Below are 17,885 nucleotides of genomic sequence, written 5' to 3' on the forward strand. Positions count from 1 at the left end.
TCTTCAACTGATGGTGATTTTCTGCGTTTACAAAGATGACGAGCTGTGATGACCTTAGAGCTTTCTACCGTATTTGTACTCGACAAGCATGTTGTCATCTGTAATAACCTCGGCGGGGCGATTTAGCTGTTTAAGATCTTTTTCAATTTTTGAAAAAGGGATTTTTGAGTATTCAGCTATTTTTACGCTGTTCTGACGGAAACCAGGATTGCCATCTATGGTTACATTTCTTAGCCTTTCCCAGGCTTCAGGTTGCGATGCGCCATCGAATGGATTCCACTCGGCAGCATAGATGAAATTCTGATAGCGCCGAACCTCTTTAAAAACTGCAGAGGCCGTGAAGAACGCGTCTACGGAGCCCGTGGCATTGAATGCCAAAACACCTTGATCCGACAAATGGCGTTGTGCAAGCTCCATCATTTCTTTAGAAAGTAGCATGGAGCTATTGGACCGCCAATGCCAAGTTGTGTTCATCAGGATGAGGTCATATTTCCGACCTGGATGATATTGCAGCCAACGTCGGGCATCGTCGATCACCATGGTCACTCGTGGATCTTCCAGTGCACGCTTTTGTGGAGGATAGTTTTTTGCCATCTTCAGATAGCCTGGGTTGATCTCAATGACATCGATCGCTTCTATGCCTGGAAAACCTTCCACCACTGTCAACCAGGATCCAATGGACAAGCCAAGTATGAGGACATTCTTGGCTTTGGGTTGTAGCACGTGCAGGGCCAGGGGGCGTTCAAGCCCGTTGGTGTTCCGCTCCAAGCTCACATTCACCTTCCCATCGTAGACATTGCCGCCATACACCAAATGATCAACGAATGATTCACCAAAGCGTTTGGTGGGGTAGTCTTCTGCAATTGAAATAATGCCATGGCGATTCTCATGGGTGGCAATAATCTTGTGCCCTCCCGCCAAGGCGAAAGACGTCGCCAGTGCATTGGGAAGCTGCCAGCTATGGTGGAGTGACCACAGAGATACTGCCAGGGCAGCCGTTGCTGATCCCAAGAGGATAATTTTTCTGGTGCTTTCTGTCAGGGTCCATGCAATTAGTGTGACCAAGGCAATCAATGTGGCGAGCGTGGGGAATATCTGAGTGATTGTCAGATGCTCCAGCAGGATATAACCTGTCACTAGAGGCCCCAGTGCTGCGCCCGTGACATTCAAAACATAGACATGGGAAAAGTGTTTGCCTTTTTTCGTGATTGCCGTGATAGAGTCTTTGGGTGTTCCCAGATGGTGGGTGATTGGAAAAAGAACGGAAAGAGACGCAGCGGTAAGGAAAATTGCAAAAGGAGCCAGTATCCCATCGAGGGCAAGGCTTTGTGAGTGGAGGTAAATCCAAGGTGATGCAACTGCAATGGGGGCAGAGATGCCAAGTACAAATAGTGATGCGCGCTCAATTTCTCCATGGGTCGATGCCCTGCAAATACGCTTGCCGAGCTGGGCGCCGAATGCAATGCCCAGCAGATAGATCATCAAAACATAGGCAAATGCCTGGGGAGTACTGCTATTTGCATACCCATACAAACGGACCCAGGCGATCTCGAGGGATAGACTTGCGAATCCAACCCAAAAACTCATGAAGCGGGCCATGTTCACTGAATACCTCCAATTTCTGGAGTTTTTTGGGAATTTTTGCCCGAGAGGAAAACAGCTGCTAAGGTGAAAGCGAAGCAGCACAAATTGATGAACGCTGCAAGTTGCACGCTGAAATCAAGGCCCCAATGCATGAACAGCAGGTTGGCGGTCAACCAAGCCCCAAAAGCAGCCCCCAAGGTGTTAAAAAAATAGAGCATGCCTACGGAGACTCCTACGTTGGAAAGCGCCTCGTCGAAATGCATGGTGAGGACTGGCAGGGTGGTGCCCATAATAGCTGTGGGAATCAGCACTACTGCCACGGCCACGACACTGACGCTGGAATAGGACCAGCCCCATGAACCCATGAGTTGGATTCCATGAAATACCCCTGGGCTGGATATTCCAATAATGGCCAAGGCAAGTTCGGCCAAGGCGTAGATCGCAAGCCGATTATCTGGCCGTCGATCGGCCAGCCAGCCTCCCAATGCACCGCCTGCGCCAATACCCAGCATAAAGGTCGAGACGATCAGCGTGACGGAATCGATATCGACCCCCAAGCCAATGAATAGATAACGCTGCCAAGCTATTTGGTAAATCAAGGCCGAACAGCCCGATGCAAAAAATGTGAACAATATTAATGATGAAATAATTCTGGTCATGCTGTAAATTTCGTGTCGCAGTCTTGAATTATTTGATGAAGCAGGGATTCCGATTTGCTGCATCTCGGTAATTTACCCATGATTGGGTTGAAGAGACGACCATCTGAGCGGCGGCTGGGCTGCTTGATCGCAGAAGGCTCATTGGGTCTTCCGTCATTGCATCTGGCCTGATTTCACCTTGGATCAGATCAACGAGTGTTTGATAAACGGCTCCGGCAGTGTAAGGGAGCGTTTCGTTCTTTCGAAGAATTTCAGGAGCAGATGGATGGGATTTTTCATATGATTGACTCAGCCATACTAGTGCGGGTATCTCATAAGAGTCTGTGGTGACTCGATTGATGTGTTCCTTGTTGCATCGGCCTCCGGGCAAATCTTGCCCATGGTCCGATATATAAAGCAGTACCGCTGATCGATTGTCGTTTTCCAGAGATCTAATTATCTGTTCAAGCAATTCATCTGTGTAGGCGATGCTATTCTGATAGGCTTGAGTTGAGTCTTTTGGGGTAGGGAAAATTCCAAAGTCCGGCGGGTAACGGTGCTCGAATTTGAAATGACTGCCCATTGTGTGTAATACGACGAATGACCTAGTACGGTTGGATAGCTGCCGACGCAATGCAGATAGCAAGATTTCATCATATGTACCTTGTTGGAAGAAGCTTGAAGGGTTCAAAAATGCTTGGACGGCTGCTTCATCTGCATAGGTGGCAATCACACCGTCAAACTGACCTATCGCTGCTTGATTGGAGAGCCAAGCACTCTTGTAGCCAGATCTGGATACTAGCGAGACGATGGATTCGGTGGCGTGCGGGTTTGGTGATCCATCGGGCCAAAGCAATGGCTGTGGCGTGAGGAGAGACGGCACGGCCTGGCGTGTCGCGGTGCTCTGTGCGACCACATTGGAAAACGGGTACAGGCCTTGTGCTTTCGCTAGGCGGGCACTGAGGCGTGGCGTTGTTTCGGGCGCAGATGGATTGAACAAATGCCAGCCACTCCTTGAAGAGGACTCGCCAATGACCAAGACGACTATATCGGGAGCATCTGTGCCGAGAGCCAATGTCTGGGCGGCTGGCAGAGGCTTTAGACTTGCTCGAGCGATGCTGACAACGCGCCTGGCTTGCCAGTACTGCGCAATGGCCAGGGGTAATTCATAAGGGAAGGCGCGAGGGAGATCTGCGTCAGATCCGATTTCCCGATCACCTTCAATAAAGAGACTGGCAATTTGATTGGATTTAGTTTGTGGTGTTGATGGACCCCAATTTTTGCCAAAAAATACATATGGAGTCAAGAGTAGCAGCGAGCAAACAATAAATATCTTAACCCGATGCCGCAAATCCCATCGCCAGCCGTTTCTATTTTTGAGGTAAAAAAGGATTGCTCCACAAATACCATTCCAAAACAGAAAGAGGGGGAATGATATCGGTGGAATCGAGCTAGCGAAATTCATCAGCTCTCCAGGACTGCTTGCTAAAGCGATCCCCACCAGGTTGCTGGTAATTGGCGCATCGCCTAGCCATCTTGTGGCAATCGATATCGGCATCCACCAGAGGAAAAGACACCACCCTGCCAACCAGGCCTGCCATGGTCGGGAAAAAAGGCTAAGGAAAATCGATGCCAAAATTATGCATTTGATAAGTCGTTCTTGCAGATCGACAATGTAGGCCGTGGGATAAATTGATTTTTCCCAAGGAATGGTATTCGGGATGTTCAGCACAATGACTATGCCAAGAAATACCCACCATGCATAAGTCGATTGACTACTTTTTTTAAGTGGTTTGAGCACGGTCTTGATCGCTCAATTTAGAAGCCGCCTGCATTTGCATAGCCGATGATCTTCGCTTCGGCATCCAGGAGAACAATCCAGTCATCTAGCGATTTTGAGCTTACTAGCGGCAGATAGTAAACATCATGGAGGGGATGCAGAGTCTTTTTCACTGCGGTGTCAATAGCAGCCTGTGAGGCTGGGGAGGAACTTGACCGCAACTCTGCCAGTTTTCGAAAGCGTTGCTTGATCTTGGGTTTGCTGCTTTCATAGGATTGCCACCAATCAGGACGAGCGCTTGGCTCCACTCCTTGGATTGACATTTCGATGCTCTTGATGGCTTCTTCTCCATCCTCGGGTTCTCGGGTACCCATCGGTACCGGCCCAAGCCAAGACAGCGCCTGACCTTGTTGCCGCAGGGTCTTCTGATCGATCTGCGCAGCGGATACCACCACAAATCTGTCGATCTCAAATGCTAGAACTACGGGGCGTGCTTCGCTGATGGCGTGCAGCCCGTACGCCAATGCAGCCAGTTGAATGGTGGCGATCAGGCACAGGTCGAGCAGCAATTCTCGTCGTGATTTTTTTGGATTGAAAACAACGGCCGTCAGCAAGGGGCCGCAGACCACGTCCGCACTGACCAGTATCCAGAAGAGATGCTGCCCGCCGGCCACATCACGATAAGGAAATGCAAACCACACGCCCAAGACGATGGCAGCCACGATTGCGGCAACCACCATGCTCAGTCCCAAATGAATGAGGAACGCCTTGATGGCGACGCGTAGACGGGAGCGGGTGATCATGAGATTGGTTTTCAAAAAAGAAAAAGCCCATCTACGATGGGCCTTGTTGGTCAATAAATCCTCCGCAAGCAGAGGAAATATTTAACTCTTGCAATTATCGGCACTGGGCAGGCGCGAACTTTGCAAGAACTGTACCGGCTGCATCCACCGTGATGCCGCGGCTCGTGGCAGAACTGGAGGTGGTGGCGGAGCAGCCCCAATCCAGAGAACCCGAACGCCCGGCCGAAACAGCAGCAAAAGCGGTTTCACCGGCTCCAGCCGAACCAGAGCGAATCCATGGGGTCAGGGTGATAGTGACGTTGGCAGCGTTGAGGCCGACCTGTGTGTCATGGTAGGTAATCGTGATCATGGGGTTTGCCGTCTGTGGGTCGCCCGCATTGGCTGGTGCGCCCGCGAACAAGATGCTGTTCACAAACTTCGAGTTGGCACCGGTGCTGCCAGCTTGAAGATTCCAGGTCCGCGTCACATTACCCATGTCAATGAGGGATGAAACACCCTCAGAAGCCAAAGTGGCCTTCATGGGTTCAACGAGGCCCAAGCCTTCCGTGATACGCGTGCGCACGGTGTAGTCCTGATAAGCAGGCAGCGCCACGGCAGCCAAAATACCAATAATGGCCACCACGATCATCAGTTCGATCAGGGTGAACCCCTTTTGTGCAAAACGCTTCATACATTTCTCCTTGGAGTAGGGTGAGAACGGCACCCGCAGAGGATGCCTACGGGTTGCGTTGAGATCAGCAGCTTTCGTGCCAGCGCGATTTCGCGGTATCGGCTTGCAAAAATGGCAACCAGGCGCGCTCAAAGGTCAGCCCATTGTCAAGTGGGCGAAATTTGGTCTAGGCGCGACAATTTTGTAATGCAAAAGTGTTGCGCATGTTCACACATACAGTACCGGCACAGTTTGTAGGTCGATGATTCGAAACGCCCCTTGCTCCAGCGCGTTGACCTCGCACATGATGAGTCCGCTTTCCTGGGGCTTGGCGTGTGTGATGTAGATGGGGAAGTGGGCTTGTGGCGTCAGGGCGAGAAGCTCTTGTGCCAGGGTGTTGGGGGATAGGTGCTGGCTTTTGCGCGCCAGCGCCTGCTCGCGGTTGCTGAAGGCGGTTTCGATGAACAGGGCCGCCACCCCTCCCCTGGATTGATGCAGGGCATTCACTCGGTCCCAGAAGCCTGGCGTCTGCCCTTCGGTGTCGCCGCTGTACACCCACCAGCCGGTCGCGCCGCGTACGGCGTAGCCCACGGCTGGTACGCTGTGGCGGGCGGGGAGCACTTCGAGCGTGGTGCCCGCCACGTTCAGCAGGTCGCCAATGGCCAGGGGCTGTAGTCGCAGGAACGGTGTCTTCGCGGTCGGGATGCGGGTGAAATCCGGCCAGATGACGTTGTTGAAGATGTGCTGGCGCAGCGCGTTCAGGGTCTCGGGCAACGCGTACACTTCAACGGGACGGGTGCGTCGGGAAGAGACGGCGTCCAGCATGAGCGGCAGCGCGGCGATATGGTCCAAGTGAGAATGGGTCAGGAACACATGGTCTATAGCCTGCATCTCGTCCAGTGTGAGGTCGCCCACACCCGTGCCTGCATCCACAAGGATGTGCTTGCCTAGCAGGAAGGATGTGGTGCGGCAGCCCTGGGCGATGGCACCCGAGCAGCCAAGCACGCGAACTTGCAAAGGAGCGGAGGGGTTATTTGCTGTCAAAGTTGGTGGTGCCGTCCCAATGGGAATCGTAGGGTAACACTGCTCTACTCTCGACGCGCTGGGCATATAGGGCGTGCAGCGTTGCATTGCACTCTGGCTGCGCAGCCAGATGCTGAAGCAGTTCCTGGCATTCGGCCCAGTTTTGGGCGCGATAGGCGACCAGTAGTTGCTCCCAGAGAGTCTTGGGCGCCTGCGCCCCATGGCTCCACGGGGAGTAGATGCCGACGGCTTGCGCCTTGCCCTTGACCCGCACGAGGTCTAATTCCTGCCAATTGTGATTTGTGGCTTGGGCGCGGGTGGTTTCACTGGCCACGATTTCGATGCCGTAGGTTTTCGACAGGCCCTCCAGGCGCGACCCCAGGTTCACTGCGTCACCGATCACGGTGTAACTGCGGCGGATGTCCGAGCCCATATCCCCCACGCACATCATGCCGGTGTTCAGCCCGATGCCAATGCCAATGAGCGGCAGGCCGCGAGCCTTGTGCTCTTGGTTAATCTGCCGCACGGCTTCCGTTATTCCGAGTGCGGCAGTGACCGCCAGATCCGCGTGGTCGGGCGTGTGCACCGGAGCCCCCCAGAAGGCCATGACGCAGTCGCCCATGTATTTGTCGATCGTGCCGCGCTGGCTGCGGATGGTCTGTGTCAAGCGGCTGAACACATCGTTGAGCAAAGCCTGGAGCTGCAGCGGCTCCATGGTTTCAGACATGGCGGTGAAGCCGCGCATATCGCAGAACATGACGGTCAGCTCCTGGTTGCTGGCCTGCATGCTGTATTTGTCGGGCTGCTTGATCATCTCGTCCACCAGTTCCGGCGGCACATACGTGCCAAACAGCGCAGCCAGTTCCCGCTTGGAGCGGCTTTCCACAAAGTAGCCGTAGACCATGTTCAGGGCGAATGCGAACACCGCCATCACCACCACGGTAGCCAATGGCATGGCCAGGCCATGGGCGAGGTAGAGCCAGAGATTGAGCACGGCAAGGACTGAGACGGTCCCAAGGCTGAGCAAGACCGCGGAGGTCGCCGAAAGCGCTGGCAGCGCCCCCGCCAGCAAAAGGCCTGCGATGAGCAGCTGCACGGCATCAAAGCCCACGGCGTAGTCTGGCCGCACGATGCTTTTCCCGTCCAGAAAGGCCGAGAGCATGTTGGCGTGCGTCTCCACGCCTGGGTAGGTGCGGCCCACCGGGGTCACGCGCAGGTCCAGCAATCCTGGTGTAGTTGAGCCCACCAGCACCAGCTGGTTTTGCAGGTTGTGGGGTGGGAGTTTGCCCTCCAGGACATCGGAGGCGGAAATATACCGAAAGGACCCTCCACCGACATCCCCCGGGCCGCGAAAGGGGATGAGGGTTGCGAGCTGGGCGTCCACGGGCAATGCCAGCGCGCGGCCATCCTGGCGCAGCACGACGCTCTGCAGCGTGTCGTATCCGCCTTCAGGGAGGAGGCTGGCAAAGCCGGGGTGCACTTCCGGCATGCCAAGCACCGTGCGAAACATCGCCAGCGCGAGGGATTCGTAGTACTTCCCCTGGTGCTCCGCAAGCAGGGGGAGGGAGCGGACGACGCCATCGTCATCGGTGATGGAGTTGAAAAAGCCTGCGGTGGGCACGGCGCTGGCGAGTTCTTCGATATTGCTGCCATAACCGCCCCAGGAAGTAGCTTTCAGCGGCAGCCCGCGCAGTCGATCCGGGGGGAGCGCTGGCGCGGGCAACACGCCTTTTGTCCTTCCGTCCCGGTCGCTGGTGAGGTAGTAGCCCAGAACCGCCGGCCGCCCCTGGAGCGACCGGGCGAAGAGCGCGTCATAGTCGAGCGCCGGGGCCAGGCGCGCGAGTTGTTCCTTGAACCCTGCCTGGGCCCGCAAGGGGCCCCGGGCCAGCTGCTCGAGGCTGGAGAGTCCCGAGCTTCCGTCGGCCTCCGCAAAGAGGACGTCGAAACCCACGACCGCCACCTGCTGGCGCTCGAACAATTCACGGCTCAGGGTGGCGAGCTTGTCCCGCCCCCAGGGCCAATGCCCCACCCGCTCCAGGCTTTTCTCGTCGATGTCGACGATGACGATGCGCTCGTCCAGCGTGCGCGGCATGGTGGCGCGCAGCCGGGTGTCGTAGATGATGTTTTCCAGCCGCTCCAGGACCTGGAGATGAAGAACGCCTGCAATGTGCAGCAGCGCAAATACCAGCGGAATCAACGTGACCGCCATGCGCCGCCCATGGCGCCAGAACAGGTGCAAGACGGGATTGCGCACGAATTCCAGGGGCAGTGGGCCGGAATGAGCCGCCTATGGGGCTGCTGCAGTCCGGCGGTGGCGGTCAGCTCTGTTCGAACTGCATTTCCGTGCCGGCCAGTTCGAGCCGGTCACCGTTCTTGAGCGGCACGGGCGATGTTCCGATGGAGGCGCCGTTGAGCAACGGCATGTCGGGACCTTCCACATGGGCCAGCACGAATCCTTGATGGCGCTTGGTGATGGAGGCAACCGCCACGCCGGGCTTGCCAATGGTGGTGACCACCTTCTGCAGCGACACTTCACGCCCGGCGGCGGCTCCCGACATGACCCGGATGACCGCGGAAATGGGAACAGGAGCCGGCGCCGGAACTGCGGGGCGCGCGGCTGCGCCGACGGGCGGGACCATGCCGGGCTTGAAGATCATGGTCTTCTCGAAGTTCTGCCCCTCGGCCTCGTGCAGGAAGCGGATCTTGTACTTGCCCACCTCGACCGTGTCGCCGTTGCGCAGTTCCTGCCGCTTGACGGCCTTGGCATTGACGTAGGTGCCGTTGGTGCTGCCCAGGTCTTCAATCTCCACATCCTGGCCCGCCATGTGGATGACGGCATGCTCGCCGCTCACCGCGAGGTTGTCGATCACGATGTCGTTGTAGGGGCGCCGGCCCAGCGTGGTCCGCTCCTTGGTCAGTTGCACTTCCTTGATGACAACCCCGTCGATTGAAACGATCATTCTGGGCATGATCCACTCCTGATGTGATGAGTAATTGTTGTAGTAGTGGCCACTCACGCGGCCCCTAGCAATCGGGACATAAGGCCGCGCTTCTTGCCTCCCGCGGCCGCTTGCACCAGCAGTACGCTCACGTTATCACGGCCACCATTCGCATTGGCGGTGTCGATGAGCAGTGTGGCTTTTTCCTCCAGGGGAACAGGTGCCCGCACCAGTTCCGCCAGGTCCGCGTCCGCGACCATGTCCGTGAGCCCGTCCGAACACATCAGGAACAAGTCATTCGGCGCGACCTGGAATTCGTTGACTTCCATCATGACGTTGGGCTCGACGCCCAGCGCGCGGGTGACCAGGTTGCGGTTGGACGACAGGGCCGCTTGCTGTGCGGTGAGCAAGCCGGCATCCACCTGTTCCTGAAGCCAGGAGTGGTCGCGCGTGATCTGCTGCAGGACGCCGTCCCGCACGCGGTAGCAGCGGGAGTCGCCGATGTGCCCGAGGATGAGGCGGCTGCCGTGGAAGACCCCCACCACCAGCGTGGTGCCCATCCCTGCGTACTGGGGGTTGGACAACGACGCTCCAAGGATCGCGTGGTTGGCGTTCTCCACGCAGATTTCCAGGGCGCGGCGTACATCGGTGGATTGCGGCGTGCCGCCTGCCTGCCCCAGCCAGCGGGCCATCTCGGTGCGGATGAAGGTGGTGGCCATGCCGCTTGCCACTTCGCCGGCGTTGTATCCGCCCATGCCATCGGCCAGGATGGCGACCTGCGCATCCCGGTCGACCGCCACCGCGTCTTCATTGTTGGTGCGCACGCGGCCTTTGTCGGTCCGCGCGAAAAATTCGTAGGTCATGGGTGTGGAGGCGTGCGTCATCGGGCGCCTGGAATCGGCGGGGATGCCGCACCCCGCCCGGCGGGTGGCTCCATCACGGTTTCCTGAAAATCCGCCATTTCATGCCCTGTTGCATCGCGGTCCGCATCATAGACGACTGCTTCCGGGCCCGGTAACACTTCCGGCGCCGAGGATGCTGCGCCTGCCTGGCGAAGGTCGGAAGCGAATTGCCGCCCCGTCTGGTAGCGCGCCTGCGGGCGCTTCTGGAGGGCCAGGGCCACCACGCGGGCCACCGCGGATGAAAGCTCCGGCCGCAGCTGGCGGATGTCGGGTGCGTCCACGCTGGCGATCTTGTGCATGAGCTCGGTCATCGACTCGCCGCGCAGCGGCAAGGACCCGGTCAGCAGCTGGAACAGCGTGACGCCCAAGGAATACAGGTCCGATCGGCCATCCACCTTCTTGCCCGCGAGCTGCTCGGGCGACATGAAGCTGGGGGTGCCCAGGACCATCCCCGTGCGCGTCTTGCTGGAGTCCGTGATGCGCGCGATGCCAAAGTCCGTCACCTTCACGGCGTCCGTGGCGGCGTCGAACATGATGTTGGCCGGCTTGATATCGCGGTGCACCACGTTGTGCGCATGGGCATAGTCCAGTGCCTCGGCGACGCGGGCCGCAATGGACAGCACGGTGTCCACGGGCAGGAGCTGCCCGGCCCGGCATGCCTGCGTCAGGTCGGAGCCCTTGAGGAATTCCATGGCGATGTAGGCGAGGTCGTGTTCTTCGCCGGCATCGAATATCGTCACGATGTAGGGATGCTGCAGGCGTCCCGCGGTTTCCGCCTCGCGGAAGAAGCGGGCCCTCGCGTCGATCAGCGCGTCCCCTTCGAATTCTTCTCCCAGGGCCAGCGTCTTGATGGCGACCACGCGCCCGATCTTCGGATCCCGTCCCAGGTAGACGACGCCCATCGCTCCTTTGCCGATCTCCTTGTCGATCCGGTAGCGACCGAGCATCGGGATACCGGCTGTGGCATCGCCCGGCAGGCGCGGCGAGGCCGGCGGGACCGACGCGGGCGTGCTGGAGGGCGGGCCATCCACGTCCTTCTGCAGCTGGGCCCGCACGCGCTTGTAGCGGGCATATGCATCCTTGTAGGCGCGGTTGTGCTGCAGGATGTGCTTGTAGACGGATTTGGCCTTGGCAAAGTTGCGCTTGCGCTCGAAGTCCTGCGCCAGGTGGTACAGGTTGTCCATCAAGGCATCACTGGGAGGTACCTTGCGCAGGCGCTCGAATGCCATGTCGAGCTGCCCCTGCCCTTGCAGGGCCAGCCCCATCATGCGGTCGGTTTCGGCGGCTTCCCCGGACGATTCCTGGGTGCTGCCTCCCCCCATGCGCAGCGCGGTGAATGCCACCACCCCCACGAGCAAGGCCAGGGTGCCGGGTGCCAACGATATCCACTGCCCGGCATGGCGCAGCAAGCCCCATTCGGTGCCTGCCAGGAGCAACAGCAGCACTGCGCTCAGCGCCCATCCCGCGGCACGTGAAAGCCGGGGAAGGACCAAGGCCACGAAGAGCCAGGCCCCCAGCACCGCTCCCCATGCAGCCGCGGGCGCCCAGGAGGGCCTTTGCACACCGAGGCCCTGCCGCATGGCGGAGACGGTGTGCGCGAGCATCTCGACCGGGTACATCGTCCGTGCGCCCGGCTGAACCCAGGGGGCCGCCAGTGCCTCGCTGGTGTCCCCCACCAAGACGACCTTGTCCTTGAAGGTGTGAAGGGGCACCTTGCCGCTGAGCGCCTGGGCAAAGGACACCGTGGGAAACGGTGTCGCGCCATCCTGCGCGGCATGAAAGCGCGGGTGCATGGCGGCGGCCTCGTCCGTGGCAATGTGCAGTCCCCCCACACGCACACCGCGCGGCTCGTCCTGGGTGCGGATCTCGTTCGGGCCCAGATGCAGGCTGTGCCGCGTTGCCAGCAATGCCAGCGAGGGCACCGCGACTCCGTCATACCGCAGCAGCAGTGGGATGCGGCGCACGCGGCCGTCGTCATCCGCTTCCATGGACAGGTGGCCGACGCCTGCCGCCACGGAGCCGAGTTCCGCGATGGGGTGCCGGGCCGACGTGGCGGGCGTGGCGAAGGACCCGGAGTCGGGCAGGACGCTGCGGTGCGCATAGGGGGGAAGCGGCGTGGCCTTTCCTCCGGCCAGGGCATAGCTTGAGGCCAGGAACACATTGCCGGCGCGCTGGATGCTGGCCGCGAGGCGGCCATCGGTGTCGAGCGCCTGCTCCGCCTCGGCGGTGGCACGGCCCAACTCGGCGGCCAGCGGAGATGTTTCTCCGGCACGCGCAAGCGTCTCCCGCACCGTGCGGACGTAGGCAAGGCCGCGGTCGGATTCAGGGGTGGCGAAGGAAGGGGTCAAGACAATGGTCTTGGCGCCCGCGGCCGCCAGCTGGTCGACGAGCCGGGCGTAGACATCGCGGGACCGGGGTGCGCTTCCCAGCGCTGCCAGGCTGGCATCGTCCATGCCGACGATGACAATTTCAGGCAAGGGGGGTGGCGTGGCGACACTGCTCGCTGCGTCATACACGCGGTATTCCAGGGACTGGAAGACACCAGCGGCCGCACACAGCGCAATGACCACCGCCGAGGCCACTGCGCCCCGAAACCCATCGGTCCGCCACATGCCCAGCCACCGACCCGAGGTTGTTCGTCCCACTTGCTATTGGTTCCACACTGTATTTGTGTGGGTAAAAGCAATATCTGCGCCCGGGCGGGCAGGGTGCGCGGCCGTCGCCGTTACCGCGGCGCCGCTGGGCCCCTGCAGGCACGGATGCCCTTCTTGTCGTGGCGGGGCGGCCGCCACGCTGTCAGGGTGCCACTTTTGTCACACGGTGCAACAATTTGTTGCACCGTGTGATGGGGCGTAATCAGGCCGCCGATTCCCGCCGGGCCCTGTGGGGCCAGAATTTCCCGGCGCCCACCACCAGCAGCGCGCCAAGCGCCGCGGCCACATAGTGCAGCGAAGGATGCGCCACCACATAGCCATGCAGCGCTGCGTCATTGGCAATGGTTTCGCCCCCCACCCATCCAATCAAGGCGGCCCCCATCAGCACGATGGCGGGGAAGCGCTCCATGAGCTTGATCATCAGCGTGCTGCCAAAGATCACGAGCGGAATGCTGATGGCCAGGCCGAGCACCAGCAGCAGCACGTTGCCGTGCGCCGCAGCGGCAACGGCGATCACGTTGTCCAGGCTCATCACGAGGTCCGCAATGAGAATGGTGCGCACCGCCGCCATGAGGCTGCCATAGGCCTTCGACTCGCCTTCCTCTTCCTCATCGTCACTGAGCAGCTGGAAGCCGATCCACAGCAGCAGGCAGCCGCCGACGATCTGCAGGAACGAGAGCTCCAGCAGCTTGGCTGCCACCACGGTGAGCAGGATGCGCAGCACCACTGCCGCGCCAGACCCCCAGAAAACGGCCTTGCGCTGCTGATGGGGAGGGAGGGACCGGGCCGCCAGGGCGATGACGACGGCGTTGTCGCCCGAAAGAATGATGTTGATCCAGACGATCTTCATCAGGCCGATCCAGAAATCGGCACTTTGCACAAACTCCATACTGAACTCCACTGTTATGAATGCAAGAAGCGCCGGGAACCAGGGTTCCGAGCGCTTCTCTTTTTATTGGAGCGGCCAGTTTATCGGGCCTTGCGGCTGCGGGCGTCCGTAATTGTGCTTACGAATGCCCGTGCCGGTGTAGGGCCGGCAGCTTACTTGAGCTGGGCCTTGAGCAGCTTGCCCAGCTCCGACGGGTTGCGGGTGATGATGAAGCCCGACTCTTCCATGATGGCGAGCTTGGCATCGGCCGTGTCGGCGCCGCCGGAGATCAGCGCGCCGGCATGGCCCATGCGCTTGCCGGGAGGCGCGGTCACGCCAGCGATGAAGCCCACGATAGGCTTCTTCATGTTGGCCTTGCACCACTGGGCGGCTTCGGCTTCGTCAGGGCCGCCGATTTCGCCGATCATGATCACGGCGTCGGTGTCCGGATCGTCGTTGAACGCCTTCATCACGTCGATGTGCTTCAGGCCATTGATGGGGTCGCCACCAATGCCCACGGCGCTCGACTGGCCCAGGCCCACTTCGGTCAACATGGCCACGGCTTCGTACGTCAGCGTGCCGGAGCGGCTCACGACGCCGATGCGGCCCTTGCGGTGGATGTGGCCGGGCATGATGCCGATCTTGATTTCGTCGGGCGTGATGAGGCCGGGGCAGTTCGGGCCCAGCAGCAGGGTCTTCTTGCCCCCGGCGGCTTCCTTGGCCTTCATCTTGTTGCGCACCATCAGCATGTCCTTGACCGGAATGCCCTCGGTGATGCAGATGGCCATGTCCAGGTCGGCTTCCACAGCTTCCCAGATCGCATCAGCAGCGCCTGCGGGCGGCACGTAGATCACCGACACGGTGGCGCCGGTCTGCGATGCGGCTTCCTTGACGGAGGCGTAGATCGGGATGTTGAAGATCGACTCGCCGGCCTTCTTGGGGTTCACGCCTGCCACGAAGCAGTTCTTGCCGTTCGCGTATTCCTGGCACTTTTCGGTGTGGAACTGGCCGGTCTTGCCCGTGATGCCCTGGGTGATGACCTTGGTGTCTTTGTTGATGTAGATCGACATGTGTGTTCTCCGGGCTTACTTGACGGCAGCAACGATCTTGGTCGCAGCTTCGGCCATGGTGTCTGCGGCGATGATGGGCAGGCCGGACTCGGCCAGCATCTTCTTGCCCAGCTCTTCGTTCGTGCCCTTCATGCGCACGACCAGCGGCACGTTCAGGTTCACGGCCTTGCAGGCGGTGATCACGCCGGTGGCGATGGTGTCGCACTTCATGATGCCGCCGAAGATGTTGACCAGGATGCCTTCGACCTTTGGGTTCTTGAGCATGATCTTGAAGGCTTCGGTGACCTTCTCGGGGGTGGCGCCGCCGCCCACGTCCAGGAAGTTGGCCGGCTCGCCGCCGAACAGCTTGATGGTGTCCATGGTCGCCATGGCCAGGCCGGCACCGTTGACCAGGCAGCCGATGTTGCCGTCCAGGCTGATGTAGGCCAGGTCGAACTTGGATGCTTCCACTTCGGCTGGATCTTCTTCGTCCAGATCGCGGAAAGCCACGATGTCAGGGTGGCGGAACAGCGCATTGGCGTCGAAGTTGAACTTCGCGTCCAGGGCCATCAGGTTGCCCTTGGAGTCGCAGTTCAGCGGGTTGATTTCCACCAGCGACGCATCGGTGTCCATGTAGCACTTGTAGATCTTGGCGAAGATGTCCACGGCCTGGTCAATGGAAGCACCGGTCAGGCCGATGGCGGCTGCGACCTTCTTGCTCTGCTCGGTGGTGATACCGGCAATCGGATCGATCATCTCGGTGATGATCTTCTCGGGCGTGGAGTGCGCCACTTCCTCGATGTCCATGCCGCCTTCGCTCGAAGCGATCAGGGCCACCTTCTGCGTGGCGCGGTCGGTGACCAGCGAGACGTACAGTTCGTTCTTGATGTCGGCGCCGTCTTCGATGTACAGGCGGCGGACCTTCTGGCCTTCGGGGCCGGTCTGGTGCGTCTTGAGCTGCATGCCCAGGATCTCGCCAGCGATGCGCTTGACGTCGTCGATGGTCTTGGCAACCTTCACGCCGCCGCCCTTGCCACGGCCACCGGCGTGGATCTGGGCCTTGACGACCCACACGGGGCCGCCCAGTTTCTGGGCTGCTTCCACGGCTTCTTGCACCGTGAATGCGGGAATGCCGCGCGGAACGGGCACACCAAAATTGCGCAAGATTTCCTTGCCTTGGTATTCGTGAATCTTCATGAGGTCTCTCTCAGGGAAGGATGGTGGTTACCCGTTTGCCATGAACAACAAAATGTCTGGCCGCGGGCTGGGGACATGGCAACCAGCGACTGTATCATGTTGCAATGCACCATCCTTGTGCGTGGCTGACGGCTTCGCCGCGCCTGCCGGGTGGCAGTTTCTTGGCTTTTCTCGTGGTTTCTTGGCAGACTTTGCTGCCCATTTTTTGCAGGAGCACCCTTATGTCCAGAGTCTTTATCGATGGCGAAGCCGGCACCACGGGCCTGCAGATCCGTGAGCGCCTGCAGGCCATGCCGCAGATCGAGCTGGTCAGCATCGCGCCCGAGTTGCGCAAGGACCCTGCCGCGAAACGCGACCTGATTGCCGGCGTGGATCTGGTGATCCTGTGCCTGCACGACGATGCTGCGCGTGACACCGTGGCGATGGTGGACGAGATTGCCCGGAGCACGGGCCGCAAGGTCAAGGTGATCGACGCCAGCACGGCCCACCGCACGGCGCCCGGCTGGGTGTTCGGCTTTCCCGAGCTGGCCGCCGGCCAGCGCGAAGCAGTCGCGCAGGCGGACCGCGTGGCCAATCCCGGCTGCTATGCCACCGGTGCGATTGCGCTGCTGCGCCCGCTGGTGGATGCGGGCCTGGTGCCCCCGGACTTCCCGCTCGCCCTGCCCTCGGTCAGCGGCTACTCGGGTGGCGGCCGGACCATGATCGAGGCCTATGAGGCCGGCACGGCGCCGTTGTTCGAGGCCTATGCGCTCACGCTGCAGCACAAGCACCTGCCCGAAATCATGCGTTACACGGGCATCACCCGCCGGCCCATCTTCGTGCCGTCGGTAGGCAACTTCCGCCAGGGCATGCTGGTGCAGCTGCCGCTGCATCTGGACCTGCTGCCCGGCGCGCCCAAGGCGGCCGATTTGCACGACGCGCTGGCGGCGCATTACGCCAGGAGCAATACACCCGAGCAGTGGGTCAGCGTGCTGCCCGCCACGGCCGACGGCAAGCTGGATGCGACCGCGCTGAACGACACCAACAAGCTGGAGCTGCGCGTGTTCGCCAACGAAGAGTACCGGCACGCGGTGCTGATCGCGCGCCTGGACAACCTGGGCAAGGGCGCCAGCGGCGCGGCCGTGCAGAACCTGCAGCTGATGCTGGGCCTCTGACGGCGGGGATCGGTGGGGACAACAGGCGGCTCCGGAGCGTGGCCGCCTGTGCTGTCTTCTGGGTCCCGGGGCCTTGGGGCGCCGCCCCTGCCCGCGTGACCGGCCCTAGATCTCGCCCTGGATTTCCGGCGCTTCGCCACGCACGACGCGCCGGGTGATCTCGCCCGAAAACCCGCGTGCGGTCAGAAAGCGGACTTGCCGCGCACGTTGCTGCGCATCGTCCGCCACGGCGCCAAATTTGCGCAGCCACAGTGCATGGGCGCGTGCCCATTCGCTGCCTTTGAGTTGGTCGAGGGCGTGCTGAACTGCCTCGGGGCCGATGCCCTTGGCGTGCAGCTCCTGCCGTATGCGCTGGGAACCCAGGCGGCCCGCGCGCTGGTGCAGCACGGATTCCACCACCCGGGCCTCGCTGATGAAGTCGCGCGCCTGCAGGTCTTCCAGCAGGGCCTGCAGGTCGTCGCCCTCCTGCACATGCGGCGCGAGCTTGCGCCGCAGTTCAGCGAGCGAGTGCTCGCGCTGGCTCAGCAGCCGCAGCGCCCGCCCCTTGAGCGAGAGCGTGGTGAACCCCATGGCCTCTTCTTTGCTTTCAATTCAATAGCTGCCAGCGCTTGTCAATCAGGCGCTGGAAGGCAATCTGGCTTGAAT

15 protein-coding genes are annotated in these 17,885 nt (G+C 60.3%); 1 reads left to right on the plus strand and 14 read right to left on the minus strand.

Annotation, left to right across the window (positions count from 1 at the left end):
• Positions 1-54: 54 nt before the first annotated feature.
• The 13 genes from AC07PV_RS22525 to sucC form a co-directional block, all read right to left on the minus strand.
• Positions 55-1,599, minus strand: coding sequence for a fused MFS/spermidine synthase (locus tag AC07PV_RS22525; RefSeq protein WP_494631386.1), 1,545 nt, complete (start codon positions 1,597-1,599; stop codon positions 55-57).
• Positions 1,600-1,601: 2 nt separating this feature from the next.
• Positions 1,602-2,243, minus strand: a complete 642-nt coding sequence (locus AC07PV_RS22530) for a spermidine synthase family protein (protein ID WP_494631359.1) — start codon at positions 2,241-2,243, stop codon at positions 1,602-1,604.
• 28 nt (positions 2,244-2,271) lie between these two features.
• On the minus strand, positions 2,272-4,023 hold the full coding sequence (locus AC07PV_RS22535; RefSeq protein ID WP_494631360.1) for a phosphoethanolamine transferase: 1,752 nt from the start codon (positions 4,021-4,023) through the stop codon (positions 2,272-2,274).
• A 17-nt stretch (positions 4,024-4,040) separates the two neighbouring features.
• Positions 4,041-4,805, minus strand: coding sequence for a TfpX/TfpZ family type IV pilin accessory protein (tfpZ, locus tag AC07PV_RS22540; protein ID WP_494631361.1), 765 nt, complete (start codon positions 4,803-4,805; stop codon positions 4,041-4,043).
• A gap of 94 nt (positions 4,806-4,899) precedes the next feature.
• On the minus strand, positions 4,900-5,475 hold the full coding sequence (locus AC07PV_RS22545) for a pilin (protein WP_494631363.1): 576 nt from the start codon (positions 5,473-5,475) through the stop codon (positions 4,900-4,902).
• A gap of 207 nt (positions 5,476-5,682) precedes the next feature.
• The gene (locus AC07PV_RS22550; protein ID WP_494631364.1) at positions 5,683-6,471 is read right to left on the minus strand and encodes a 3',5'-cyclic-nucleotide phosphodiesterase; all 789 of its coding nucleotides are present in this window, start codon (positions 6,469-6,471) and stop codon (positions 5,683-5,685) included.
• Between the two features lie 13 nt (positions 6,472-6,484).
• Positions 6,485-8,686 (minus strand): CHASE2 domain-containing protein, encoded by a 2,202-nt coding sequence (locus tag AC07PV_RS22555; protein ID WP_494631388.1) that lies wholly within the window; start codon positions 8,684-8,686, stop codon positions 6,485-6,487.
• A gap of 109 nt (positions 8,687-8,795) precedes the next feature.
• Complete coding sequence (locus AC07PV_RS22560) at positions 8,796-9,446, minus strand: FHA domain-containing protein (protein ID WP_218297165.1); 651 nt, start codon at positions 9,444-9,446, stop codon at positions 8,796-8,798.
• Positions 9,447-9,490: 44 nt separating this feature from the next.
• Positions 9,491-10,279, minus strand: a complete 789-nt coding sequence (locus AC07PV_RS22565) for a Stp1/IreP family PP2C-type Ser/Thr phosphatase (RefSeq protein ID WP_218297166.1) — start codon at positions 10,277-10,279, stop codon at positions 9,491-9,493.
• Positions 10,280-10,296: 17 nt separating this feature from the next.
• Positions 10,297-12,930 (minus strand): CHASE2 domain-containing serine/threonine-protein kinase, encoded by a 2,634-nt coding sequence (locus tag AC07PV_RS22570; RefSeq protein WP_494631366.1) that lies wholly within the window; start codon positions 12,928-12,930, stop codon positions 10,297-10,299.
• Between the two features lie 244 nt (positions 12,931-13,174).
• Positions 13,175-13,861 (minus strand): TerC family protein, encoded by a 687-nt coding sequence (locus AC07PV_RS22575; RefSeq protein ID WP_218339452.1) that lies wholly within the window; start codon positions 13,859-13,861, stop codon positions 13,175-13,177.
• A gap of 152 nt (positions 13,862-14,013) precedes the next feature.
• Positions 14,014-14,910, minus strand: coding sequence for a succinate--CoA ligase subunit alpha (sucD, locus tag AC07PV_RS22580; protein WP_218297169.1), 897 nt, complete (start codon positions 14,908-14,910; stop codon positions 14,014-14,016).
• Positions 14,911-14,925: 15 nt separating this feature from the next.
• On the minus strand, positions 14,926-16,086 hold the full coding sequence (sucC, locus tag AC07PV_RS22585; protein WP_218339453.1) for an ADP-forming succinate--CoA ligase subunit beta: 1,161 nt from the start codon (positions 16,084-16,086) through the stop codon (positions 14,926-14,928).
• Positions 16,087-16,307: 221 nt separating this feature from the next.
• Here sucC and argC point away from each other — a divergent pair, with 221 nt between their 5' ends.
• Entirely contained in the window at positions 16,308-17,240 is a 933-nt protein-coding gene (gene argC / locus AC07PV_RS22590) for an N-acetyl-gamma-glutamyl-phosphate reductase (RefSeq protein ID WP_218297171.1), read from the plus strand.
• A gap of 105 nt (positions 17,241-17,345) precedes the next feature.
• Here the strand turns inward: argC and recX are convergent, their stop codons facing one another.
• The gene (recX, locus tag AC07PV_RS22595) at positions 17,346-17,810 is read right to left on the minus strand and encodes a recombination regulator RecX (protein WP_218297172.1); all 465 of its coding nucleotides are present in this window, start codon (positions 17,808-17,810) and stop codon (positions 17,346-17,348) included.
• Between the last annotated feature and the right edge of the window lie 75 nt (positions 17,811-17,885).

Source organism: Acidovorax sp. GW821-FHT09A11 (assembly GCF_059418365.1).

What these genes read in the sequence shown, in the direction of transcription:
- AC07PV_RS22525 (WP_494631386.1), bottom strand. Translation starts at nt 1,599, where the DNA reads ATGGCCCGCTTCATGAGTTTTTGGGTTGGATTCGCAAGTCTATCCCTC.
- AC07PV_RS22530 (WP_494631359.1), bottom strand. Translation starts at nt 2,243, where the DNA reads ATGACCAGAATTATTTCATCATTAATATTGTTCACATTTTTTGCATCG.
- tfpZ (WP_494631361.1), bottom strand. Translation starts at nt 4,805, where the DNA reads ATGATCACCCGCTCCCGTCTACGCGTCGCCATCAAGGCGTTCCTCATT.
- AC07PV_RS22545 (WP_494631363.1), bottom strand. Translation starts at nt 5,475, where the DNA reads ATGAAGCGTTTTGCACAAAAGGGGTTCACCCTGATCGAACTGATGATC.
- AC07PV_RS22555 (WP_494631388.1), bottom strand. Translation starts at nt 8,686, where the DNA reads ATGGCGGTCACGTTGATTCCGCTGGTATTTGCGCTGCTGCACATTGCA.
- AC07PV_RS22560 (WP_218297165.1), bottom strand. Translation starts at nt 9,446, where the DNA reads ATGCCCAGAATGATCGTTTCAATCGACGGGGTTGTCATCAAGGAAGTG.
- AC07PV_RS22565 (WP_218297166.1), bottom strand. Translation starts at nt 10,279, where the DNA reads ATGACCTACGAATTTTTCGCGCGGACCGACAAAGGCCGCGTGCGCACC.
- AC07PV_RS22570 (WP_494631366.1), bottom strand. Translation starts at nt 12,930, where the DNA reads ATGTGGCGGACCGATGGGTTTCGGGGCGCAGTGGCCTCGGCGGTGGTC.
- AC07PV_RS22575 (WP_218339452.1), bottom strand. Translation starts at nt 13,861, where the DNA reads ATGGAGTTTGTGCAAAGTGCCGATTTCTGGATCGGCCTGATGAAGATC.
- sucD (WP_218297169.1), bottom strand. Translation starts at nt 14,910, where the DNA reads ATGTCGATCTACATCAACAAAGACACCAAGGTCATCACCCAGGGCATC.
- sucC (WP_218339453.1), bottom strand. Translation starts at nt 16,086, where the DNA reads ATGAAGATTCACGAATACCAAGGCAAGGAAATCTTGCGCAATTTTGGT.
- argC (WP_218297171.1), top strand. Translation starts at nt 16,308, where the DNA reads ATGTCCAGAGTCTTTATCGATGGCGAAGCCGGCACCACGGGCCTGCAG.
- recX (WP_218297172.1), bottom strand. Translation starts at nt 17,810, where the DNA reads ATGGGGTTCACCACGCTCTCGCTCAAGGGGCGGGCGCTGCGGCTGCTG.